Here is a 24540-nt window from a genome sequence, read left to right on the forward strand (position 1 = left end):
AACAGGGCATTCATCCAGATTCCTCCTCCGAGGTCAGCAACAGTAGATGTTACAGTTCGTTTTCCCGGGCACGCGATGTGCGGTCGGTGCTTGTGCCAAAAGGCAACGCGCACAGCAGTATTGACAATCGCGCAAAAGCCGGTTGGCCGCCTGGCCCATCCGTCCGGCGCCCAAGGCCGAGGGTCAGCCAAAGGCTTCGCAGGGGCCAGTCACAGCCGACGCATAGCCAAGCTATCTAGCGTCGAGTGAGTTGGGGGTCAGCATTCGAATATCCACCAAATAATTTGAGTGGGGGGAATAAGTATGAAATTCAAGCAACTGATTGCGGCGGGCACGCTGGCCGGCGCTTTTAGCGCGGCAGCGCTCGGCGTGGGCGCCGGTTTGGCAAATGCCGCTCCTGGTTCACCACCTTTAGCCCCGGGAGGCCACGGCGCTCCCGGACCCGGGGGCGGCCACGCTCCGAACGGGCCAAATGATCCTGGCGGTCCTGGCGGCCCCGGTGGTCCTGGCCCGGGTGGTCCCGGCGGACCTGGCGGCCCCGGTGGTCCTGGCCCGGGTGGTCCCGGCGGACCGGGTGGTCCCGGCGAGCACGGCCCCGGCGGGCCCGGTGGTCCTAACGGTCCCGGTGGACCCGGCGGCCCCGGCGGGCCAGGTGGTCCTAACGGACCCGGGGGCCCCGGCGGACCTGGACACCCAGGCGGCCCTGGCTTCAACGGACCGGGCGGCCCTGGTGGCCCCGGCGGTCCGTGGCACGGCGATCCACATCGGGGCTACTTCAACAACGCGCCGTGGGGCGACGGACCGGCCCCGTGGGGACCGGGTGAGCCGCCCCGGCCGGTCTGGGATCGACCGCTTCCGCCCCCAGGGGGTCCGTGGAACTACGGCCCGATCAACTACTGGGGCTACCCGGAAACCCCCGTATGGGATCCCGGATTCAACGCATGGGGCTTCTGGTTCTTCGGAGTCTGGATCCCGCTGTAAATAACTGACCGACGACCCACCACGATGCCCCGTCTCGCCGCTTGGCGAGGCGGGCGTCGTGGTATCTGTCGACCGCCTGTGCAGGCGTCTGCGCCCCGCAGTGACGAGCCGACGTTTGCCGGGCTCGCGCGGCGCGGCCGATCGGAACGCCTTACACTTCTCGCGTGAAAACTGCGGATGATCGCCAACGTCGGCGCGCGCGTGAAATCACCCTGACCATACGAAGTTTCGTTGCCATCCTCGTCGTTGCGATGCTGGCGACAAGCTGGGCGCCGGCGCGGGCCGCCGGCAATCGCACTATCACGTTGACGCTGGTGCGACATGCCCAGTCCGCGGCCAACGCTTCGGGCTTGATCGACACGACGGTCCCGGGCCCTGAACTTTCGCCCCGAGGGTTCTGCCAGGCGAGCGTGGCGGCTGCGCAGTTGGCGCCCAACCATTACGACGGTATCTACGCCTCGACGATGATCCGCACCCAGGAGACGGCTACACCGACGTCGCAATTGCTGGGCGAACAGATCACCGTGCTGCCCGGGCTGCGCGAGATCGAGGCCGGCAAGTTCGAGGGCACACCAGAGGCCGACATCCCGCAGACCTACTTCGCCGCTCCGGCGCGCTGGCTGCAGGGTGACCGCAGCGCGCGGATCCCCGGCTCGGTGGATGGCAACGAGTTCAACGCACGGTTCACCGAAGCCGTTCAACGCATCTACGACAGCGGCGAGCAGAATCCGGTCGCGTTTTCGCACAGCGCGGCCATCATGTTCTGGGTGCTGATGAACGCGCGCAATGCCGATCCGTCGTTGCTGAAAACCAAGTCGCTGACCAACGTCGGTCACGTCGTCCTTAACGGGAATCCATCCGACGGCTGGACGATGACCGAGTGGGATGCCGATCCCCCGCCGTGCTGATTTCCTGACCGGCCTCAGGTCTTGATACCGACGGTAATCACGTCCGAAACGAACCGGAGCCAGATTGGTCGCGGGATCCGGTGCTGATCGACGACGGTGAACCCGGCGCCCTCGAACATCGACCGCACCTCGGCGGGTGACGCGTTGTGCTGCGGTTTCCATTTATTCGTCGACACATGAAACACCGTTTGTCGCGTGCTCAGCGCGGACACGGCCGCTAGTCCACGCGGCGCCAAAACCCGATGGAATTCCCGCAGCGCTGCCGGCTGATCGAAGAAGTGAAACGCCGAGGTGGTCACGACGGCGTCGAGTGAGCCGTCGTCAAACGGCAGCTGCTCGGCCGGGCCGCGCAGCCATTGCACCCGATCGGATCTGGCGCGGGCCTGGGCGAGCATGCCGTCGGACATGTCTACCCCGTAGATCGCGTCGGGCTGCAGTTCACGCTCGATACGATCACTCAGAATGCCTGTCCCACAAGCGATGTCGGCGATCCTGCGTGATTGATGTTCACGCAGTCGCGCGACTACCTCGTCATGGGGCGGTCGGTACACCCACTGCTGCAAAGTTGCATGGTCGTAGACGGGGGCCAGAAAACTCCACAACCCGGTGATGGCGCTGTTGAACCCCCGACGTCGCGGTGCGGTCATACACCATGCCTAGTGGTGGCCCGGCAAGCCGGGGCCACCGGGCCCACCGGGGCCGCCCGGTCCACCGGGGCCACCGGGGCCGCCCGGTCCACCGGGCCCACCAGGTCCGCCCGGGCCACCCGGTCCGCCTGGCCCGTTTGCGGCAGGAAGCACGAACACGCACTGGTTCAATTCGACGCTCCAGGCCCACCCCGGCGCACAATACGGGTCGGCCCGGCTGACCCCGGGCGTGGCGATCCAGGCCATTTGCAACGCGGCCGACACGAGAGCGAATACACCTATCGCGCAAGGCCGTCGCAATCGGCGGCCGCTAATTTTCTTGGTCATGTCGGTTTCTCCTCCCCGCCAACATCTGGCCAGCAACCGGAAATATCATTGTGCGTCAGCCGAGGGTTTTGCGGTCCGGATTCACGGTTGCGTCGTGGTTTCACCCCAAGGCGATACCCTCGCCGCCACGCTGCGCATCTATGGGGATCCGTCAGCCGGTTGCACTAAACGCTTGCAGCGCACGGGAATCACTAAGTTCGGACACAGGTAAGCGGTTTAGCGTGACGGTGTGACTGATCGTCAAGAACGCGCAATGTCATTCGGATCGATCGCCGAAGACTATGACGGACTGCGGCCGCAGCCCCCACAGGATGCAGTCGACTGGCTGGTGCCGCCCGGATGCCAGGTGGCCGTCGACGTCGGGGCGGGCACCGGGTTATTCAGCCGCACCTTGGTGCACAAGGCAGCAGAAGTCATCGCGGTGGAGCCGGATGCGCGAATGCGCAAGGTGTTGACCGAGCGGTCCCCGGGCATCCGTGCGCTCGAGGGGCGCGGCGAGTCGATCCCGCTTCCGGACGCCGCCGCCGACGCGGTGTTCGTGTCGTCGGCCTGGCACTGGATGGATCACGACCGAGCCCTGCCCGAGATCGCCCGGGTGCTGCGCGACGGCGGGCGCTTTGGCCTGATCTGGACGAGCCGCGACCGTGAGGTGGACTGGGTGCGCGACCTCGGCCGGCTGCCCGGCCAGGACCTCGAAGAGGTCCAGTCGGTCGACCGCTTCCGGCAGCGCCTGCACTTCGACCTTCCCGAACCGCAGATCTTCCACCACATCGAGCGCGAGATCTTCCGGTTCGTGCGGACAATGACCCTCGAGAACGCCGTCGCAATGCTGGCGACTTACAGCCGGGCGATCATTGCCTCCCCGCAGGACCGCGCCCAAACCCTCGACGCGGCACGCATGGCGATGGAGGCACGCTTTCCCGGTGCCGATGCGATCGATATCCCGATGCGCGCATGGTGCTGGCGCGCCGACCGTGTTTCACGCGGGGCCGAGCATTGACGTTGCGCCGCGATTCTCATGCGTCACAAGAAGACCGGGGCGTGGCCGCTCACCAACGCGACATCGCCTGCGCGGTCAGCACCTGCTCCAGTTTGCTGGCGGAGCACGTTAGGCTGAGCCGGCACGACCGCCACCGATGGCCCCCTGAGGTCGGATCAGGTGCACTACAACTGAAGATCCGGGATCCGCAATGAAATTTGTGCTCGCAAGTTATGGAACTCGGGGGGATATCGAGCCGTCAGTCGCTGTCGGCCGCGAACTGCTGCGCCGAGGGCACGACGTGCAGATGGCCGTCTCGCCGGATCTCGTCGACTTCGCCGAAGCCGCCGGCCTCACCGCGGTCGGCTATGGCCTCGACACGCGGGAGTGGCTGGATACCTACCGCGACTTCTGGGCGTCTGCGTTCCATAACGCGTGGAGGATCCCCGCTCTGATCGGGATGTGGCGCGAACTTCGCGACTCCGTCATCCGCAGCTGGGTGCAGATGAGCGAAACACTGGCTCCGCTGGCCGACGGGGCCGACGTGCTGTTCACCGGCGAGAGCTTCATGGAAACCGCGGCCAACGTCGCGGAGTACTACGACATACCGCTGGCTACCCTGCATTACGTCCCGATCCGGGCGAACGGCCAGCTCGTCCCGATGGTGCCCGCGCCATTGGTGCGCTCGGCCATGGGCGTGTCCAACTGGCTGACGTGGCGCATGACGAAACATCTCGAGGATGCGCAGCGCCGTGAATTGGGCCTGCCCAGGGCAACTCATTCCGCCTCGAGACGCATCACCGACCGTGGATCGTTGGAAATCCAGGCCTACGACGACGCTTGCTTTCCCGGCCTGGAAGCCGAATGGGCGAAATGGAAAGGGCAGCGGCCCTTCGTCGGCGCGCTGACACTGGAATTGATGACGGATGCCGACGAGGAAGTCGCGTCCTGGATCGCCGCCGCGGCGCCACCGATCTGCTTCGGTTTCGGCAGCATGCGCGTCGAATCTCCGGCCGAAACGGTCGAGATGATCAGCGCGGCATGCGCGGAACTCGGTGAGCGGGCATTGGTGTGCTCGGGGTGGAGCGACTTCGGCGGGGTCCGGCATTTCGACAACGTCAAGGTGGTCGGCGAAGTCAACTACGCGGCAATCTTTCCCGCTTGTCGGGCGGTCGTGCACCACGGCGGCACGGGCACCACGGCCGCGGGCCTGCGCGCCGGGGTTCCCACGTTGGTCCTGTCGATGGACCTCGTTCAGACGATCTGGGGAGCTCAAATCACCCGGCTGAAGGTCGGTGCCGCCCGGCGATTTGCGAATACGACCCGCGCATCGTTGGTGGCCGACCTGCGCAAGATCCTCAGCCCGGAGTGCGTGGGCCGAGCCCGCGAATTCGCGACTCGGATGAGCAAACCCGATGCGAGCGTGGCCAAAGCGGCCGATCTGCTCGAGGGACTTGCCGGCCCCGAGCGGCCTGCCTGGGGACTTGGTCAGCCCAGTTCTGCGCTCAGGTAGCTGATGGTGCGCCGAAACTCGGCCAGCAGTTCGTGATCCGGCAGCTCGAATCCGTTTTCGGCGTAGAGGTCTTCGGTGAGGTGCTGGGTGACAGTCCAGCCGGTTCCCGCCAGGTGCTCGCCGGCTTGACGCCGCTCACCGACCCACACCAGATCGGCGACGTCGAAATCGAGTCCGTGCTTTTTCCAGCCGCTGCGTAGCGCCCGCGCGCGCTCGTCGGTGAACACGCGCATGTCGGTGATGTTTTCGGTGGCCAGTCTGCTGCGTGGCGCGCTGAGTGCGGTGATGTTGTCCAGCAGCCTGTCCTGGGCATCCGGTGGCAGATACGGCAGCAGGCCTTCAGCGATCCACGCCGTCGGGGCCGCGGTGTCAAAGAAGTTGTCGCGCAAGGCGGTCGGCCAGTCATCGCGCAGGTCGACACCGACTGCTCGTCGTTCGGCGGTGGGTTCGGCGCCGATCTGAGCCAGCGTGGTGCCCTTGAACAGGATCACCTCGGGCTGGTCCACCTCGAAGACCACCGTGCCTGCCGGCCACGGCAACCGGTAAGCCCGGGCGTCGAGCCCGGCAGCCAAGATGACCGCCTGACGGATCCCACTTTCGGCCGCGGCAAGAAAGAAGTTGTCGAAAAACCTTGTGCGCACCGCCATCTGCTCACAGCGCTGGCGCGCGGTCAGGGGTACCTCCGTGTCGTCCAGCGGAATATCGCCGTCGAGCATGCGGGTGAAGAATGGGTGCCCCACCGCCCGGACCAACGGCTCAGCGAATCGATCGTCAAGCAGCGGATCCGGTTCACGTGACGCCAGCGCGCGAGATGCGGCCACCATCGTTGCCGTCGCTCCCACACTGGAAGCGAGATCCCAGCTGTCCCCTTCGGTGCGCGCTGCGCCGTCCGATGACACCGTTACCCCCATCCTGAAAGCGGCCGCGAGAGCAGAAAAGCGATAGCAGTCACCATAACTTGGACCGGGTCGGGACGATCCATTGGTAGCGAACCGACAAGAAACCACGAAGATCGCCACACACGTCGCACGCGACACTAAAGTGCTCAGCGTGAGCAGGAACGTGTTAGCCATCGGCCGAAGCCGCTGGATGGCGATCGCGGCCTCGCTCATCGTGTCTGCCGGCATGATTTACGCCCAGGGACTGAAGTCCACAGTTGGCCCCGAGGCCCCGACCGCCCCCCCGACGGTTACCGCGGCAGCGCCTCCGAAAGACCCGGCGACCGGGCTGGGCCCGCACGTCGCGACGCCGGCGGAAGCGGAGTCGTTGGCGGCACTGGCCGCGACCGCGCCCACCGGGGCGCAGGGCTTCCAGTTCCCGTTGCCCCCCGGCATCGCCTCCGAGGACCGGTTACAGGTCAAGACCATCTGGGCGGCTCGCGTCATCAGCGTGCTGTTCCCGCAGATCAAAACCATCTACGGGTACCGGCAAGATCCACTGCCGTGGCATCCCAACGGGTTGGCGATTGATGTGATGATCCCGGACCACGGCAGCCCGGAAGGCATCGAACTCGGCAACCAGATCGCCGGGTATGCGCTGGCGAATGCAAAGCGCTGGGGCATCAACCATGTGATCTGGCGACAGAAGATCTACCCGGGCCCCAACTCGGGCGCGTGGACGGCTGACCTCGGAAACGAGACGGCCAACCACTACGACCACGTCCATATCGCCACTGGTGGCGGCGGATATCCCAAGGGCAACGAGGTCTACTACATCGCGTCCATGACGCCCGCACCGCCCGAGTAGCAGTATTAGCTGACCCCGAAGTCAAGGGCCGTCGTGACTCATCGGCGCGGCACCTTTACTCGACCTTGACCGGGTATTGAATTGCTCCTCCGACGATGGTTGACGTGAGTACGCTTTCAACCGTGGAACTGGGGGTTTTGGGACCTCTCCAGGTCCGGCAGGACGGCACACCCGTCGCGATCCCGGGCGCCAAGCCGCGTGCCATCCTCACGATGCTCGGGCTGCACGACGGTTCAGTTGTGCCCGCCGACGCATTGATCAAGTTGCTGTGGGGTGACGATCCGCCGCGCACCGCCGGCAAGGCCCTGCAAACCCATATCTCCGCGCTGCGCCGCGCGCTTGGCGACGGCCTCGTGGTCACCGAGGGAGCGGGCTGGCGGCTCGACGGTGCTGAGGTGGATGCGTCGCGCTATAAATCGGCGGCAAAGACGGGACGCGATGCGGCTGCCGTCGGCGACACCAGCCAAGCGGTGGCGTCCTTGGAGGAGGCGCTCGTCCTGTGGCGCGGAATCCCGGAACTCCCCGACGGCCAACGCGGGCTCTCCGAAAGAACGCGCTGGATCGAGACCCATGCCGCACTCGTCGAGGATCGGGCGGACGCGCTGCTCGCCACCGGACGCGCCGCCGAAGTCATCGGCGACCTCGAGGCCGCCGTCGCCGAGGCGCCGTTGCGTGAAAGACGATGGGCGCAGCTGATGCTCGCCCTGTACCGGGCAGGCCGGCAAGGTGAAGCCCTCGGGGCTTATCACCGGGTGCGGTCGCTGCTGGCCGACGAACTGGGCGTCGATCCCGGCCCAGAGCTCAGACGGCTCGAAACCGCGATCGTTGCTCAGAATTCGTCACTGGATGTTGCTGTGACACAGCATCTTCCGTCGGTGACACGTGCTGTGACCTTCCTGCTCACCGATATCGAAGGATCGACCGCGGCCTGGGAGGCCGACGCCGATGGAATGTCCGTCGCCCTCGCCCGTCACGACGAGCTGGTCGAACAGGTCGTCACCTCACGCGGCGGTCGGCTGATCAAGACACGTGGCGAGGGCGATGCGACGTTCTCGGTGTTCGAGCGGCCGTCCGCGGCTGCCGCCGCGGCAATTGAGTTGCAAGACGCAATCACTCACGAACCGTGGGCGTCTGCCGAGCCCATCCGCGTCCGGATGGCGCTGCACACCGGTGAAGTCGAGCTTCGCGGCGGTGACTACTTCGGCCGGGCGGTCAACCGGGTTGCGCGCCTGCGCTCGCTGGCCGAGGGCGGCCAGATCCTGTGCTCTGGTGCGACCGCCGAACTCGTCATCGACTCGCTGTCCGACGACGTCATGCTGAACGACCTCGGGACGCGCCAGCTGAAGAACCTCGCGCGGCCCGAGCATGTTTTCGAGCTGCGACTCGAAACCGCGGCGGCACCGCCGCAACCGCAGACAGCCGAACCGCCGATGGAGCGGCCCGGCCTGCCCGCAGTCCTCGTCGGACCCGGGCCGTTCGTCGGACGCGGCCGCGAGCTCGAGCGGCTGCTTTCGGTGTGGCAAAGCGCGCTCGCCGGCGGTGTGCCCACAGTGCTGATCGCCGGCGAACCAGGCGTCGGCAAGACGCGCCTGGCCGGCGAGTGGTCACAGCAGGCCTATGCGCAAGGAGCGGTCGTCTTGTACGGCCGGTGCGACGAGGACCTCGGCGCGCCCTACCAGCCGTTCGCCGAAGCGCTGCGTTCGCTGGTGCCGTGCATGGGCGCTGACCGACTGCGGGGACTGCGCGGCGTCGAAGCGCTGCTACCGCTCGCCCCCGGGCTGACCGATGTGCTGCCCGATCTGGTCTCCCGGGCTCACCCGGATCCCGACACCGAGCGCTACGCACTTTTCGATGCCGTGGTGGCGCTGCTGGAAATCGCGTCCAAGAGTGCGCCCGTCCTGCTGATCCTCGACGACCTGCATTGGGCGGCCAAGCCGACGCTGCTGCTGTTGCGGCATCTGCTGCGTTTCGGCGACCACGCCCGCGTGCAGATCGTCGGCACCTACCGCAGCACCGACCTCGACCGCTCCCATCCGCTGGCCGCGATGCTGGCCGATCTTCACCGCGACGGCACCGCAAACCGCTTGAGCCTGAGCGGACTCGACGAGGAAGATGTGACCGCATACGTCACCGAGGCCGGCTACGACGACGAGGAACTCGCGCACGCGTTGGCGACGGTCACCGGCGGCAACCCGTTCTTCCTGATCGAGGCGTTGCGCCACGTCGATGAAAGTGGCGGCGTGTGGGATCAGAGCACCCTGCCACAGGGCGTGCGAGAAGCGGTGAGCCGCAGACTATCTCGGCTCCCTGTCGAGACCAACAAAGCTCTGGCAGCCGCAGCGGTGGTCGGCAGCCGGTTCGCCGTGGAACTGGTCGAGCAGGTCGTCGGGAACGACTTGATCGATGCGTTCGACGAGGCGTGCCAAGCCGGCATCGTCATCGAAGAACCCGGCGGCAACTACCGGTTCAATCACGCAATCGTCCGCCAGTCGCTGCTGGCCGAGTTGGCATCGGTGCGGCGCATGCGATTGCACCAGCGCATCGCCGCGACGCTGGAGACGCGGCCGGGCGCCGACGACGAACTGTTGGCCGAATTGGCTCACCACTACTTCGAATGTGCTTGGGCAGGAAACGCGGCCAAGGCCGTCTTATACTGCCGGCGCGCCGCGGATCAGGCGATGGCGCGACTTGCCTACGAGGGCGCGGCCGACCTGTATCACCAGGCCTTGCATGCGCTGGAAGAAATTGACGACGAGTTGCCCGACCGCGACGCTCAAGCGGCCGACCTGTTGGTTGCGCGGTGCGAGGCCCTGCTCGCCGCGGGCGATGTGACGTCGGCGGCGGGCGCGGTCGCTCAGTTGCAGCAAACGACCGTCGATTCGGCCCGGTTCGCGGCGTGGGCCGCATGCTTCGACGGCCAACTCTCGTTGTTGATTCACCCCGAGCGTTTGGACGAGGCCGAATCCGCGTTGAGCGCGGCTGCCGCCAAGCTCGCCCAACTGGACGATGCCGCCGGAGAAGCCAAGGCGCACACCGTCCGCGCGGGGTGCCTCGCCCGCCTGGGACGCATCGCCGACTGTGAAATCGCTCTCGACGACGCGCTGACCGCGGCGCGGCGGGCGCGCGAACACCGCAGTGTGAACGCGGTTTTGGCGGGCGCGCCACTCGCGGCGTTGTGGGGACCAAACCCCGTTCCGCGGGCGGGTGGACGGTGTCTGGACGTGGTACGGCTGCTTCGCATCACGACCGACTCCCCCGCCGTCGAGGCCACCTCGACACGGTGTCAGGCCGTGTTGGAGGCCTTCCGGGGGCGCGCCGCCGCGGCCCGGCGGATGATCGACTCGGCCAGGCGCACCGTCACCGAGCTCGGCTTGCGCCACGCGCGGCTCGAAGTTGAGCAGTTCGCCGGGATCGTCGAACTCATCGTCAATGACCCTGCTGCGGCGGAGCCACATCTTCGCAAGGCGTACAACGGCTTTCGTCGCATGGGTCTCGACGCCGACACTGCCGAGACCGCGGCGCTGCTGGGCCGGGCATGCCTTGCGCTGGATCGGGTTGCAGAAGCGGACGAATTATGCACGGAGAGTGAACGTCTCGCCGGCCATGCGCTGAAGGCGTCGATGGGCTGGCGCACGCTTCGGGCGCACCTGCTGGCCCGCGGCGACGACCACGAAGCGGCTCGGCACGTCGCCGAGGCCGCGGTGGCGTTGGCCGAGCGGACCGACGCCCTGGTTGATCACGGTGACGCGTGCCTCACGCTTGCAACGGTTTTGGCTGCCGCCGGCAATAGCGCGGGGGCTCGAGCCGCTGCTGAGGAAGCGGTCGCCCTGTACGAACGCAAAGGCGCGGCGGCGCTTGTCGAGCTGGCGCGGGGTCTGCTCGGCGAACAAGTCGTGCCGATCACCGCTCCCCCAACCGAAGCACCAACCACCGAGCTGGACAGCGAATGTGTGCGAGTGGGCGAACGTGTAATGGCCGCCATCCATCGCCACGACTGGGATGAGCTGGAGCGGCTGTTCGCGCCGGATGTCTTGATCCAGAGTCGCCGGAAGATCGTCGGCCTAACAGCGCAGTCGGCTGTGATGCGCCGTGAGATGCGGCGGGAGCTCGAGACTGGCGCGATCCGGATCAGTCACGTCATGGTCGCCGCACGGGGTGAGCGGTTGGCTCTGTCTCGATTGGTGACGAGTACTGCCGACGCAAGCCCCGGAGCGCCGCAGGACGAGCTTCTTCAGCTGTACGCCATCAACGAGAACGGTCAAGTCGCGCTGCAGATTTGGTTCGACGTCGAAGACATCGACGCCGCGCTCGCCGAACTTGATGCCATGCAGGCCCAGTTCCAACGGGAGGAGGACAGTCAGACACACCGGCTCGACAACGCGTGTGTGCGAGCGGTCGGCCGGCTAGACGACGCTGCTTCCCGTGGGGCCTGGAGCGAAGTCGAGGAAGTGCTCGCCCCCAGCGTCTCCGTTGAGAGCCGACGAAAGATAGTCGGCTTGTCTCAGATCGGGCTTTCGCCCAGCGAGTGGGCAAGCGAGGCACAGCGATTCCCGGATATTGGCATAGTGCGGTGCTCTCGTGCAGCGCTCGCCGTGCGCGGTGAACGCCTGGCTCTCGTCCGAACGACGCTGGGAGTAGCAGATGAGAGTCCCGGGGCACCACAGGACGAGCTCCTCCATCTGTTGGGTCTTGACCCAGACGGCCGCATCTCGCTGCAGGTGTCGTTCGATGTCGAAGATCTCGACGCCGCGCTCGCCGAACTTGATGCGGCGCATGACCGGTTCGAGCGGGAGGTGCAGCCGCAGGCACCGAGACCCGAAAATGCGGCCGCACGCGTATTCCGGGATGTCTGGTCGCACATGGCGACTCGCGACTGGGATGCGGTGGCCCAAACCGTGGCCGATAACTACATCGGCATCGATCACCGGCGAATCGTGAGCGCCGAGACTCAACACAGCCGCGATGTCGTGATCAGAGACCTGCAGGCTGCCGCCGAGGTTGGCTTCACAATCTCGATGGTGAACGCCCTTGCTGTTCGCGGGGAGCGTCTCGTCTTGGCACAAACTCGCGCCTGCGGCAACGACCCGGAAACGGCACAAAACGATGCCCTCAACGTCGTCGGGATAGACGCCGATGACCGAATCGCAACCGTCGTAACGTACGACCCCGAAGACTTCGACGCCGCCATTGCCGAACTCGAATCCCGTTACCTCGCCGGTGAAGCGGCAGCGCAGGCACGCACGTGGTCGGTCATCGTAGATGCCTGCGCCACGCTCAATCGGCACGCACTTCCATTAATCACAGCAGATTTCGCGAGCATCGATCACCGTAGCGGTACGGCCCACGCCCCTGGCGAGCTGGTCGAATGTGTCCGCGCTGGCTGGGAGCTCGACCAGGACGTTCGAAGTTCCGTCGAGGTCGTCCACCGGCTCAGCGATCTCGGGGCGGTCTACACCCACGCCGCACATGGGGTTTCGAACGAGGGTTTCGACGCTGAGTGGCGAGGGATCAGCCTCGTGACGGTGGACGGTGACAAGGTCAGCCGCTCTGAGATATTCGACGAAACGGACTTGGGCGCCGCACTCGCGCGGTTCGAACAGCTCAGCGAGCCCGCAGCGCGACTGGAAAACGCGGCGACACTCGCATTCGAGCGCTTCCGGTCGTACTTCGCCGCCCGCGACTGGGACGCCACTGCTGCAATCCTGGCTGACAACGCTTTCCATGACGATCGTCGGCAGGTGGTAGGCGTCGGAGTCCGAGAGGGCCGCGATGCCGTCATCGCCGAGATGTCAACACTTGCCGAAATCGGGGTAAAGCGCCTTGACTCAAATATCATTGCGATCCGCGGCGGCCGCCTCCTCCTCAACCGTTCGCATGCTTCGGGCCACGACCGGAGACCCGATTCATTCCGCACCGATGTCCTCAATATCGTCGAGATCAACGCCGAGGGGCGGATCACGGCCCTCATCACGTTCGACCCCGACGATATTGAGGCTGCGATTACGGAACTCGAATCCCGTTACCTCGCAGGCGAGGCGAGCGCTCATGCACCCACGTGGTCGGTGATTGCAAGGGGGCAAGCCTGGTTCAACCGGCAAGAACTTGCCGCGACGACGCCCGACGTGGTTTACATCGACCGTCGACCAGTCGTAGCGATCGAGGGGGTCGACTTGGCCGCTGCTCAGCGCGCCGCGTGGGATGTCACACCGGAGGCCAACGTCCACGTCGAGGCGGTGCATCAGCTGAGCGAACTCGGAGCCGTCATCACGCAAGTGATCGCGGCAACCTCGCCAGACGGTTTTGACGCCGAGTGGCGGATAGTGGTTGTCTGCACGGTCCAGGGTGGCCTGATCTGCCGCTACGAAGTCTTCGATGCGGCAGACATTGACGCCGCGATTGTCCGCTTCGACGAACTGCACCCACCGGCGCGCCGGCTGGAAAACGCTGCGAGCAGAGTTGCCGACCAGTTCCTGGCGCATTTCGCTGCTCGCGACTGGTCCGGTCTCGGCGAGGCGCTAGCCGACAACTTCTGCAGTGACGACCGCCGTCGAGTGGTAGGCGCGGGAGTCCGGCACGGTCGAGACGCCCAGATGGCCGACATCCGGTCGATTGCCGACGTCGGCACCACGCACATAACGTCGAACCCTATTGCGCTGCGGGGCCAGCGCCTCGTCCTGACGCGCGGCCAGCTCACGTTCCGCGGCCAAGGAGCCGACGCGTACTTCACAGAGTCGTTCTCCATCGTCGAGATCAACGCCGAGGACCGGATTGTCGCACTAGTCTCCTTCGATCTCGAAGACATCGACGCCGCCTACGAAGAGCTCGAACATCGGTACCTGACCGGCGAGGCGGCACCATATGCGCGCGTATGGCAGATGGGAATCGACACTCTGGGCGAGGCCAATCGTCACCAGCCAGGGCCGATGATGAGACAAATCGCGTACACGGATCATCGACGAGTCCCTTTCGCACCTGGGGATTTCGCGCATGCTGTCGAAGAACTATGGTCTCTCGTACCCGACGCTCGCTACCGTACGACGGTGGCCCATGCGCTCGATACCCATGGGATCGTGTCCGGTCTCGTCATCGAAGGCAGGGACAAACATGGGAACGAATTGCAGTGGGCGCGAACACTTTTATTCGTTGCCGACGGACCACAGATGGAAGTGTACGAAGAAGACGACGTCGACGCCGCGCTCGCGCGGTTTGAGGAGCTGCGTCCACCAGCACGAAGGATGGAAAACGCGGCAAGCCAAGTGGCCCAGCGCTTCTTGGCACATCTCACGGCACGCAACTGGGATGCCATGACGGAAATGATGGTGGATGACTTTTATGCTGACGATCGTCGTGGGGTTGTCGGCTCCGGGATCAGACGCGGTCGCGCCGCACAGATCGCGGACATGCAGGTGATTGCCGACAACGGGCTCGTCGCGGCGACGCGGACTCACATTGCCACGCGCGGGGAAAACCTTGCCCTCATGCGTGTCGGCTTCGCATACCATGATGAGGAATCCGCCGCATTCCGCAGCGAAGTGCTCGGCATCGCCGAAATCAACGCCGACAACCGACTCGTCGCAATCGCCTCGTTCGACCTCGACGAAATCGATTCAGCCTTCGCTGAACTCGACGCGCGCTACCTCACCGGAGAGGCGGCCCCCCAGTCGCGTACGTGGTCCGCCATCACACGGGTGTTCGAGGTGCTCAACCGAGGCGAATTGCCAACGACGACACAGACCTTCGAAGATGTCGACCACCGACGCGGGGTAATGCTAGCGCCCGGCGATCTGATGGAGTTCCTCCGTGCCGCGATGGGTGAGACAAGGCGCAGCATCGTCTACGTTGAGGCGGTTCACCGGCTGACCGGTCACGGCGCTGTCGTCACCCACGTTGCTCAGTCGACGACACCAGATGGCTTCTACGCCGAGTGGCGCATGGCCGATATCTTTATGGTCGAAGGCGATCTGGTCAACCGTTACGAATTCTTCGAAGAGACAGACCTCGACGCGGCACTCGCGAGGTTCGAGGAACTGCAGGCACCGACACAGCAACTCGAAAACGAGGCGGCCCGGGTAGCCAAGCGCTTTCCGGTGTACATGACGACACGTGACTGGGAGGGCATGGCGGACATCCTGGCCGCCGACGTTTCCATCGAGGATCGCCGTCCTGGCGCGAATGCCGGAATTCGACGCGGCCGGAACAACTCGATTGACGATATGCGGGCGGCAGTCGAGGTCGGGTTCACGCACATAACGTCGAAAGTTGTTGCGACCCGGGGCAACGACCTCGCACTGATGCTCGTCCACGCATCGGGGCCAGAACCCCAGGACCCCGACGCATTCCAGCTCGACATCTATCACGTCGTCGAGATCGATTCCGACGGCCGGACTAAAGCAGTCGTGGTCTTCGATTCCGACGACAGGGCCGACGCCTTCGACGAACTCGACTCTCGTTACCTCGCCGGGGAAGCCGCGGCGCACGCCCATACGTGGTCGATTGTTGCGGAGGGGTATGCCGCACTCAATCGCGGCGAAATGCCCTCAACCACAACTGACTTCGTCGACATTGACCATCGGCATCTCACGACTATTGGCCCCGGCGACCTGATGCCGTACCTGCGCGCCGCGCTGGCGGACTCGGTGGGCAACCGCCTCGACATTTTGGCCGTTCATCGGCTGACCGAGTTCGGCGCGGTCGTCACCCATGTGGCTAAGGGGACGTCACGAGAGGGCTTCTACGCCGAGTGGCGCATGACAAGCCTTTATACGGTCGCTGGCGATCTGATCAACCGCTGCGAGATGTTCGACGAGTCCGATCTCGATGCCGCCCTCGCGCGATTCGACGAACTCGCCCGGTAAGCAACCAGGCCGAGCCCGATTGACGATTACCTTTGCCAATCAGCTTTGGCTGTTGATTCGTCCAGACCCCCAACCGCGCTGCCCGGGACCTCGCCTCAGCTGTCCGCGACGTGGATGTCGCCATCTCGCGCATAGACGGTTGGAGGGGTGGCCGCCATGCAAGAGCATGACAGCAAACCACGTCGGTCGCCTGTATTGCATCTCGAGTTTCTCATTTGGTCCTCGCAGCCTCGTGAACCGTGGGCTCGCCCAACCCTGGTTTAAAGGGCCCGAGCAATGCGAACAGCGGGCGCTGCCAACGACCCGCACCCCTTTTTGTTCAACGGAATTGCGGTCTCTGTTCACCTGCCGGCCAGGGCCGATGCGCGCCGTGAATCGTATTGCCGCCATGCCTGATTCGGCGATAGGGTAAGGGCCATGATCAACAACAGCATCGAGACAATGTTCATCGGCCACGGCGGTGGCGCCGGCGGCGGCCGTGGTGGCGGCGCTGGTGGTGGCCGCGGCGGCGGTGCCGGAGGCGGCCGTGGTGGCGGCGCTGGTGGTGGCCGCGGCGGCGGTGCCGGAGGCGGCCGCTAAACCCTAATACTTTTCCTCTGCGCCCCTTCAATTCTCACTGACTGATCGTGGGCGCTAGGAGTTGCACTGCGTTCGTCCCGCCCAGGCGATAGAGCCGAGGCGCAGACCACCGTCGCAAGCACACGGCGATAAACCGTAATACGGCCGTCGGGTCGATGACCCGACGGCCGTTTGCGTGATCGTAAGTCTTGTGCGCCGATGACGACGCAACGAAATCCGGACCCGCGATTCGCAGGCAAACGGGGCGGCTGCAAGACTGCTGGCATGCAAGCGATCAGCGGCACTGTGCGTTCGGCTACGCCGCAAGATGCAGCCGCCTGCGTTGCGATCTACCGCCCGTACGTCGAGAACACGCTGATCAGTTGGGAACTCGAGGCACCGAGCCCCGACGAGATGGCGTCGCGTATCGCCAACGCCCAACGCGCGCACGAATGGCTCGTCCTCGAACATGACGATCAGGTCATCGGCTTCGCCTACGGCCACGCGCTGATCAGCCTGCCTTCCTTCAAATGGTCGGCCGAGACCGGCATCTACATCAGCGGCGACCGTCACCGCGCGGGTTGGGGACGCAGACTTTATGCCGAAGTGCTGCACCGGCTCGCCGAGCGCGGATACCGGCGAATCTTCGCTGGTATCACCCAACCCAACGAGGCCAGCAACGCATTTCACCGATCCTTCGGATTCGAAGACATCGGCGCCTGGCCGCGTGTCTATTTCAAGAACGACCGCTGGCACGATGTCGCCTGGATGCAACTCGATTTAGGCCCCGGCGAGCCGCTCGGACCGCCCCCGACACTCGGCTAATTGCCGATTATGTTGCGCCGCAGCCGTATAGTCGCTCTCACTTGCGCGTGCGCAACGCGACGTAATACTCGTGGCGCCGGGTGTTGTCGACGGTGTAACTGACCGCCCTCGTGACGCCGTCATGATCTACATCCACCCATCGCTCCGTGCGTTGGCGCTCAAATTCGCTCCAGGAGGTCACGGTGAACCTCTCGAGGAACGAGTTGGGTTCCTCGACGCTGTGATAGAGCCGCCAACTGTGGCCGCCCGTCCGCAGCCGTGACTGCCTGACATCGCGCATCGCTTCGATGAACTCATCGAGGTTCTCGGGCGGCACCTGGTAGCGGACGGCCACGAGCACCGGTCCATCTTGTGGGCACGGTTCGAACACAAGCGTCGGCGTCGGCCACGCGCTGGAAACCTCGACACTCTCCGTCCCGGTGCACGGCCGCAGCGGCAGCACGGCAACGCTGAGGGCAGCAACGCCCAGCACCGCGGCCGACCACAGCATCGCGACGTCAAGTCCCCACCGGGTGGCAAGCAGACCCCAGATATACGCGCCGAGCGCCTGAGATCCGGTCGAGACCAACAGATACACCGACAGCCCGCGGGCCCGAACCCATCGCGGCAGCGACAGTTGCGCTGCGGCGTTCAACGTCGTCAAAGTGATCAGCCATGCCGTCCCCGACAGCACCAGAAACGGAATCGCGGCTCCGAACGGCAGCCAGACCACCGCTACCGGCGCGAGGCCGTACGCCGCGGCAGAGATCGCCAGCAGCCGGTTGTCCGAAATTCGTGCATGCAACGGTTCGGCAGCTATCACGGCGAGTATGGCGCCCAGACCAATAGCCCCCAGCGCCACACCGTAGCCACCGGCTCCGAGGTGCCACGTGTGGGCGGCGGCAACCGGCAAAAGTGCGAGAATGGCTGATGCGGGAAACAGGAAAAGGGCTGTGCGCAAAAGGATCCTGCGAAAGATCGGACTGTTCTCGACGTATTGCAGCCCGGTGATGATGGCCTGGCCGATGCGTTCTCGCTCGATCGGCACGATTTGCTTCGGCCGATTCCACGCCCGCAAAGCGAAGATGATCGCCGAGAACGACACCGCGTTGATCGCGAAGACCGCCGCGGGGCCGAGCCAGGCCACGACGATACCGCCGATCGCCGGCCCAATCGCTCGGGTGGAGTTCGCCGAGACGCTACCCAAGACCGAAACCGCCGGTATCTGCTCGCGCGGGACAACCTCGGGCTGAATCGCCTGCCACGCCGGTCCGGTCAAAGCGGAAGCGAACCCGATGGCCAAGGTAAACATCAACAGTGCGGTCGGGGTGAGACGGCCGAGGTTCGTCAGCAGCGCCAGCGCGAGTGCCACCAGTACGGCATATGTCTGCAGAAATATCAGGAGGCGACGCCGGTCGAACAGATCGGCGAGCACGCCGGCGAACAATCCTAAGAGCAGCGTCGGCCCCAGGCTCGCCGTCTGCACCAGCGCCACGATGACGTCCGGACTGTGGTTTTCCACCAGGAACCATTGCGCCGCCACCGCCTGCATCCAGGTTCCGATATTGGAGACGAACTGGGCGATGAACAGGCCTCGGTACACGCGGTTGCGCAAGGGCGCCCACGTCGACGGTTTACGCTCCTGGTCCTGAATCACCACACAGTCGATGGTCGACAGCCCCTCTGTTCGGCCAGTGCCAGCGACGAGCTGACTGGCGCGTTCCATCAAGGATTAGAAGTTTAAGACACCTACACCTAACGCTCCCATCATGGATGCACCCCTAACACCATGCACGGGCAAACGTCGATCCGCCGGTAACCACCAACTCGGATTGCCCTGCGCCGTATTCCCTGTGCGACAACGATTCTGTTGTGGCCGCGCGGCCTGCACACACACAGAAGCGCTGCCTGGAAACCGAGCCGAGCGCGGAGGTATTCGCCGATAGGGTGACTTCATGTCCGAGGCCGATGGGAAACCGCGCCAACCGCTGTATCTGCTCGCGGACAGTCAGCTGCTGTTCTGGCGGCAGCGTGGTCGCCCGCTGCTCGAGGCGGCACTTCAAAGGTTGGGCCGCGACACACGAGTTTGCGCGGCGTACATCGGAGCCTCCAACGGTGACCGTCCGGAGTTCTACGACATCTTCGAGGCGGCGATGGATGCGATGGGAATCACGGACCGCCGCATGATCTGTTCGTCGTTCGGCTCAGACGACCGCACCTTCTTGGCAGGCGCGCAGTTAATCGTCCTCGCGGGCGGCGACGTGCGTCTCGGCTGGAGGACGTTCGAGGAAACCGGAATGAAAGATGTGCTGCTGGACCGGTATAACCGCGGTGCGATCCTGGTGGGGATATCAGCCGGCGCGGTCCAGCTTGGACAGTACGCAATCGTCGAAACTCCGAGACCCGGATTGCTCGAGGTATTCAACCTCGTCCCCGCGGTGATCGACACCCACGACGAGCGGGCCGATTGGGCGCGGCTGTCCCGCGCGATTGCCTCACTCGACGGTGCGGCCGCGGGGCTGGGAATCCCTTCCGGGGGCGGAGTGATCGTGCACACCGACAACACCATCGAGTCGCTGCGGCGTCCCGCGCACCAATTCCGTTTCGAGGGCACACGCGTCGCGCACTCACTACTAGCTGCCGATGCGGCCGAGTGAGGCTGCATTTTCGAAACGGCTGTACCTGCGACTGAGCAGTTGCGAGGAGTCCGTTGCTAACCGTCGTCGCCTGCCGGTGCGGCTTCCAGGGTCGCTACCTTGTCCAGGCCGGTGATGGTAAGAACCCGAATCAGCAAGCGGTGGACGACGACATGCAGCCCGTCCACCTTGTCGGCATGGTCGAAAAGCGCGTTGATTCCGGCGCTATCGAGGTACTTGACGGTGCTGAGATCAATGATGATCGGACTTCGGGATCCCGCGCTCGCGGTGTTGAGTGCCTCGACGAGCCGGGCGACGTTGCTGAGATCAATCTCCCCCGTCGCGGTCACCCGAGGCGTCCCGTCGGGGCCGTGGTCGGTGTTCAACGTGAGCTCTGCGGGCATTAGTCGATCCTCGCGTACAAGTGAACTGTGGTGCCGGCCTCGGTGGAGCGAATCGTGATGTCCTCCACCAGACCTCGCATCAAGGCGATGCCGCGGCCCCGGTTGGCTCCAGGGATGGTGCGGGGTGTCTTCCAGGTGCCGCCGTCGGAGACGGTCACGTGCAGTGCGTCGACGACCGCCGTCGCGCACAACGAGACGGTGCCCTCGCGTTGGTCGCGGTAACCGTGTTCGATGGCGTTGGCGACGGCTTCCCCAACGGCGGTGAGCAGATAGGTGATCTGGTCGGGCTCGACACCTGCCTGGGTCAGCCAGCCGCGCAACGCTTCACGGCTCGGCGCGAGGTGATCGACGTCGGCGGCGAATTTCATCGACAAGGGCGCAGGCTGCCGATAGAGCAACATGGCCACGTCGTCCGAGTAGCCGCCACCAGGTTCGAGCCCGATCATGAGATCGTCTGCCACCTCATCGAGCGACTGAGACCGGCCGACCTGAATCAGATCCGTCGCACTGGCGATGCCTTCGTCGATCGAATGGCCGCGGCGTTCGACCAGACCATCGGTGTAGAGCAACAACGTCGACCGCGGCGGCATCGTCACGCGAATTTCGGGCCGCGACCACTCCGGACGCAGGCCCAGGGGAAGCCCATGCTCACCATCGAGCTGCTCGCTGGTTCCATTGGCATGCACCATGATCGGCGGCGGGTGACCCGCATTGGAGTACACCAACTCTCCCGTGTCGAGGGTGAGCACGGCGCAGAATGCGGTGGTGCAACGGGCACCGGGCAGACGCGCGGCGAAGCGGTCCAAACCGGCGAGGACCGCACTGGGACCGGGCCGGTCAAGCAGCAGCGCACGACACGCGCTGCGAAGCTGACCCATCACCGTCGCTGCGGCCAGCCCGTGGCCGACGCAGTCGCCGACGATCAACGCAACCCGCCCGTCGTCGAGATCGACCACGTCGTACCAGTCACCGCCAACCTGCAGCGGATGGCTGGCCGGGTGATACCGCACCGCAAAACCTCCCGGCAAATTCGTCGGACCGAGCATCGCGTGTTGCAGCGCCAGCGCGGTCTCGCGTTGCTCGTCCAACTGATAGACGCGGTGCAGACCTTGGCTGAGCCGCCCGCCCAAGACCTTCAGCAGGTTGTGATCCTCGGAGGTGAACGGGCGTTGCTCCGATAAGTCGATCCACACGACGAGCACTCCGCGGGGATGCTGCAGCGAGATGCCCGCTGTGCCAGGCTCTTCGGCGACCGTGGTCAGCAGATCGGAATCGCGCAGCGACTCGATCAACAGCCGGTGACCCGGCGGCAGTTCGTCCCAGTTACACGGTTCACCGGCGCACACGAGCGCAGGCGTGTCGTCCTGGGGAGCGTCGCGAGCAAACGTCGCAGCCAGAACGCGGCGCGCATTCCAGGTCTGGCGGAGTTCTCCGACCGCGCCCTGCAGCGTGTCGTCGAGCGTATCCGCTTGTGCCAGTTGCTGATTCAGCGCAGCCAGGGCGAGCTGACTCTGCACGATGTAGTGCTCGGTCGTGATGTCACGTAGGGTGCCAACCATGATTTGGCGGCCCGTGTCCGGGTCGTCGACGTGGTTGAAATTCGCCGCGACCCACAACCGGTGACCGTCTCGGTGGACCACGGGAGCGGCGAACGCGCCTTGGGTTTCGTTCAGCAGTTGCTCGAAGACACCCGCAACTTGGCGGTGGGCTTCAGGGCTGGTCTTGGCGTCCGGCCACCACGGGTGGGGTGGGTCATAGGGCAGCTGTTCGGGGCCGTAGCCCAGGATCTCGCTGAAGGCGGCATTGATCTCGATGACGGCACCCTGTTCATCGCAGACGAAGAACCCTTCCTGCAATGAATCCACCATGGCGGTGCGCCACCGGTTGTGGTGGCTGCGCAACCGCGACAGCTCGACGTTGGCGCGCACTCTGGCCAGCAGCTCGGCGGCGGCGAACGGCTTGACGAGATAGTCGTCGGCGCCGGCCAGCAAGCCTTCGATTGAGGCTTCTTGCCCGGCGCGCGCGGATAGCAATAGCACAGGTAGAGCCGCGGTGCGGGGGTCACCGCGCAGCGCCGAGAGCAGTTGCAGACCATCCACCCCGGGCATCATCACGTCGCTGATGACGAGGTCGGGGACCTGCGCACGAACGGCGTCGAGCGCCTGCTGCCCATCGGTGACGGCAGTGACCTCGTAGCCGGACGTCTGCATCAGGCTGGTCAGGTATTCACGCATATCGGCGTTGTCGTCGGCGACCAACACGCGTGTCCGTTCGCCGTCTTTCCCGGCGGGCGCGACTGCGGTCATCATCGCTGTGCTGCTGGTATCGGACGCTGCGGTGTTGGTGTCGCCGGGCAGCCAGCGCAAGGCTTCCTGCACGAACGGTTCGGCGATCACGCCGGATGTGGGACGTGCTGTCGGTGGTGCCGAGACTTCGTCGGTCGGCAGATGGTCCGAGCCGAAAGCCAGGCGGATGGTGAAGGTGGTGCCGACGCCCTCCTGACTGTCGACCGCGATGGTGCCGCCGTGCAGCCCGACGAGTTCTTTGACCAGGGCCAGCCCGATTCCGCTGCCCTCGGTGGAGCGGGCGCGTGCGTTTTCAATGCGGTAGAAACGCTCGAAGAGCCGGGTCATTTCGGCGGCGGGCACCCCGACCCCGGTGTCGGACACCGTGACGATGGCATCGGTGTCATCGCGGCTCACCGCGACCCGAATGGTCCCGTCGAAAGTGAACTTCAAAGCATTGGAGAGCAGGTTGAGGATCACCTTCTCCCACATCTCGTGATCCAGATAGACCGGTTCGTCGAGCGGCGGACAGTCCACCGTGAACGCCACGCCGGCCCGGTCGATCGCCGAGCGGAACACGCTGGCCAAATCGGCTGTGACGGTTGATAAGTCGACCGGCTCGAATCGAGCGCGCATCCGCCCCGCCTCGATGCGGGAAAAGTCCAGCAGCGTGTTGACCAGCTTGGCCAGCCGTAAACCGTTTCGGTGCACCAGTTCCAGTTCCTGGCGGGCCCGCTCGTCCAACCCCGCTGCCCGGCTGCGCAACTCATCGACCGGTCCGAGGATCAACGTGAGCGGGGTGCGGAATTCGTGGCTGACGTTGGAGAAGAACGCGGTCTTGGCGCGGTCGAGTTCGGCCAGCTCCTCGGCCCGCTGTTGCTGAGCCTGATAAGCGCGCGCGCTGCCAATCCCTCCGGCGATGTAGCCGGCCACGAGCTCGACGAAGCCGCGGTAGCCGTCATCGAACTGGCGGTACCGATTCAGCCCGGCCACGAGGAAGCCGACTGGCTCCCCGCCCTGCTGCAGGAGCGGCACCACGAGCGCCTGACTGGGCGGTTCCGGCCAGGCGCCGGTGGGCAGATCCTGCGCTTCGTTGTCGAGGTCGATCAGTTGGGTTACACCCTGCGCCAACATGGCGGTGGGCCAGTCGGAAAGGCCCCCGGCGGGAAGTACTTGCGGCGCCGCGGGATGCCCGGGTTCGATTCCGCTCACCCCGGCCAGCAGCGCCTCGCCGTGCTCGCCGAACAGATAGGTCGTCGTGAAGGGAAGGTCGTACGGGTTGTTCGCGAGTTGTCGGGCGGCGTGGTCCAGCATCTGACGTTCGGTGCGCACGACGCTCGGATCCGAGCCCAGGTCGCGCAGCGTGGCCATCCGGCGCTGAGCGATCACCCGATCGGTGTCTTCGCGCACCACGCAGAGCATCCCGGCGATGCTGGCGTCCTCATCGCGCAGCGCGCTGTAGGAGAACGTGTGATACGACTCCTCGGGGTATCCCGACCGCTCGATGATCAGCAGCAAGCCCTCGTCCCAGGTGGGCTCCCCGGTCACCAACACGCTCGCGATCCGCGGACCGATGTCGTCCCAGATCTCGGCCCACACCTCGCTGGCGGGGCGGCCCAGCGCCCAGGGGTACTTGCGGCCCAGGGTGTCGCGGCGATAGGCGGCGTTACAGAAGAACGTCAACTCCGGGCCCCACGCCATCCACATCGAGAATCGGGATGACAGCAGGATGTTGACGGCCGTACGGAGGCTTTGCGGCCAATCCTCGACTGGCCCGAGTGGAGTCGCCGCCCAGTCGACGGCGGCCAAGTCGAGGCCGATCTCCTGGTCTGCCCGGAAAACCACTGACATCCCTTCCGAAGGTGTCCAGACCCAGAGACGGTCATCCACCGCTGCC

Annotated in this window: 14 protein-coding genes; 9 read left to right on the forward strand and 5 right to left on the reverse strand. The window is 65.2% G+C overall.

The genetic code is table 11. The annotated features are described in order from the left end of the window. The first annotated feature begins 303 nt into the window (after positions 1 to 303). Both AAHS21_RS12470 and AAHS21_RS12475 read left to right on the forward strand, forming a co-directional pair. Entirely contained in the window at positions 304 to 981 is a 678-nt protein-coding gene (locus AAHS21_RS12470; protein ID WP_342927987.1) for a chitin-binding protein, read from the forward strand. 251 nt (positions 982 to 1232) lie between these two features. Continuing rightward, positions 1233 to 1889 (forward strand): histidine phosphatase family protein, encoded by a 657-nt coding sequence (locus tag AAHS21_RS12475; RefSeq protein WP_342928211.1) that lies wholly within the window; start codon positions 1233 to 1235, stop codon positions 1887 to 1889. 14 nt (positions 1890 to 1903) lie between these two features. On the opposite strand, the gene AAHS21_RS12480 is transcribed toward AAHS21_RS12475, so the two are convergent. Further along, positions 1904 to 2536 carry a methyltransferase domain-containing protein gene (locus AAHS21_RS12480; protein ID WP_342927988.1) on the reverse strand — a complete coding sequence of 211 codons (633 nt, stop codon included), beginning with the start codon at positions 2534 to 2536 and terminating at the stop codon, positions 1904 to 1906. Positions 2537 to 3092: 556 nt separating this feature from the next. Between AAHS21_RS12480 and AAHS21_RS12485 the strand changes: the two genes are divergently transcribed. Then, complete coding sequence (locus AAHS21_RS12485; RefSeq protein WP_342927989.1) at positions 3093 to 3863, forward strand: class I SAM-dependent methyltransferase; 771 nt, start codon at positions 3093 to 3095, stop codon at positions 3861 to 3863. Positions 3864 to 4053: 190 nt separating this feature from the next. After that, on the forward strand, positions 4054 to 5355 hold the full coding sequence (locus tag AAHS21_RS12490) for a glycosyltransferase (protein ID WP_342927990.1): 1302 nt from the start codon (positions 4054 to 4056) through the stop codon (positions 5353 to 5355). On the opposite strand, the gene AAHS21_RS12495 is transcribed toward AAHS21_RS12490, so the two are convergent. Beyond that, the gene (locus AAHS21_RS12495; RefSeq protein ID WP_342927991.1) at positions 5331 to 6254 is read right to left on the reverse strand and encodes a class I SAM-dependent methyltransferase; all 924 of its coding nucleotides are present in this window, start codon (positions 6252 to 6254) and stop codon (positions 5331 to 5333) included. The genes AAHS21_RS12490 and AAHS21_RS12495 overlap by 25 nt on opposite strands. A 190-nt stretch (positions 6255 to 6444) precedes the next feature. Here AAHS21_RS12495 and AAHS21_RS12500 point away from each other — a divergent pair, with 190 nt between their 5' ends. The 4 genes from AAHS21_RS12500 (at position 6445) to AAHS21_RS12515 (ending at position 17339) form a co-directional block, all read left to right on the forward strand. Further along, complete coding sequence (locus tag AAHS21_RS12500; RefSeq protein ID WP_342928212.1) at positions 6445 to 7101, forward strand: glycoside hydrolase; 657 nt, start codon at positions 6445 to 6447, stop codon at positions 7099 to 7101. 122 nt (positions 7102 to 7223) lie between these two features. Next, entirely contained in the window at positions 7224 to 15956 is an 8733-nt protein-coding gene (locus AAHS21_RS12505; RefSeq protein WP_342928213.1) for a BTAD domain-containing putative transcriptional regulator, read from the forward strand. A 417-nt stretch (positions 15957 to 16373) separates the two neighbouring features. Beyond that, positions 16374 to 16535, forward strand: coding sequence for a hypothetical protein (locus tag AAHS21_RS12510; protein ID WP_165796427.1), 162 nt, complete (start codon positions 16374 to 16376; stop codon positions 16533 to 16535). Positions 16536 to 16799: 264 nt separating this feature from the next. Further along, positions 16800 to 17339 carry an N-acetyltransferase family protein gene (locus tag AAHS21_RS12515; RefSeq protein WP_342927992.1) on the forward strand — a complete coding sequence of 180 codons (540 nt, stop codon included), beginning with the start codon at positions 16800 to 16802 and terminating at the stop codon, positions 17337 to 17339. Positions 17340 to 17376: 37 nt separating this feature from the next. Here the strand turns inward: AAHS21_RS12515 and AAHS21_RS12520 are convergent, their stop codons facing one another. Then, positions 17377 to 18978, reverse strand: coding sequence for an MFS transporter (locus AAHS21_RS12520; protein ID WP_342927993.1), 1602 nt, complete (start codon positions 18976 to 18978; stop codon positions 17377 to 17379). Between the two features lie 295 nt (positions 18979 to 19273). Here AAHS21_RS12520 and AAHS21_RS12525 point away from each other — a divergent pair, with 295 nt between their 5' ends. Then, on the forward strand, positions 19274 to 19975 hold the full coding sequence (locus AAHS21_RS12525) for a Type 1 glutamine amidotransferase-like domain-containing protein (RefSeq protein ID WP_342927994.1): 702 nt from the start codon (positions 19274 to 19276) through the stop codon (positions 19973 to 19975). A gap of 56 nt (positions 19976 to 20031) precedes the next feature. Here the strand turns inward: AAHS21_RS12525 and AAHS21_RS12530 are convergent, their stop codons facing one another. Then, entirely contained in the window at positions 20032 to 20358 is a 327-nt protein-coding gene (locus AAHS21_RS12530) for an STAS domain-containing protein (protein ID WP_342927995.1), read from the reverse strand. Then, on the reverse strand, positions 20358 to 24494 hold the full coding sequence (locus AAHS21_RS12535; protein ID WP_342927996.1) for a SpoIIE family protein phosphatase: 4137 nt from the start codon (positions 24492 to 24494) through the stop codon (positions 20358 to 20360). The genes AAHS21_RS12530 and AAHS21_RS12535 overlap by 1 nt, the downstream gene beginning before the upstream one ends. Positions 24495 to 24540 lie beyond the last annotated feature (46 nt).

The organism is Mycobacterium sp. 050272, assembly GCF_039023525.1.
In the GTDB taxonomy this organism is placed as follows: Bacteria; Actinomycetota; Actinomycetes; order Mycobacteriales; family Mycobacteriaceae; genus Mycobacterium.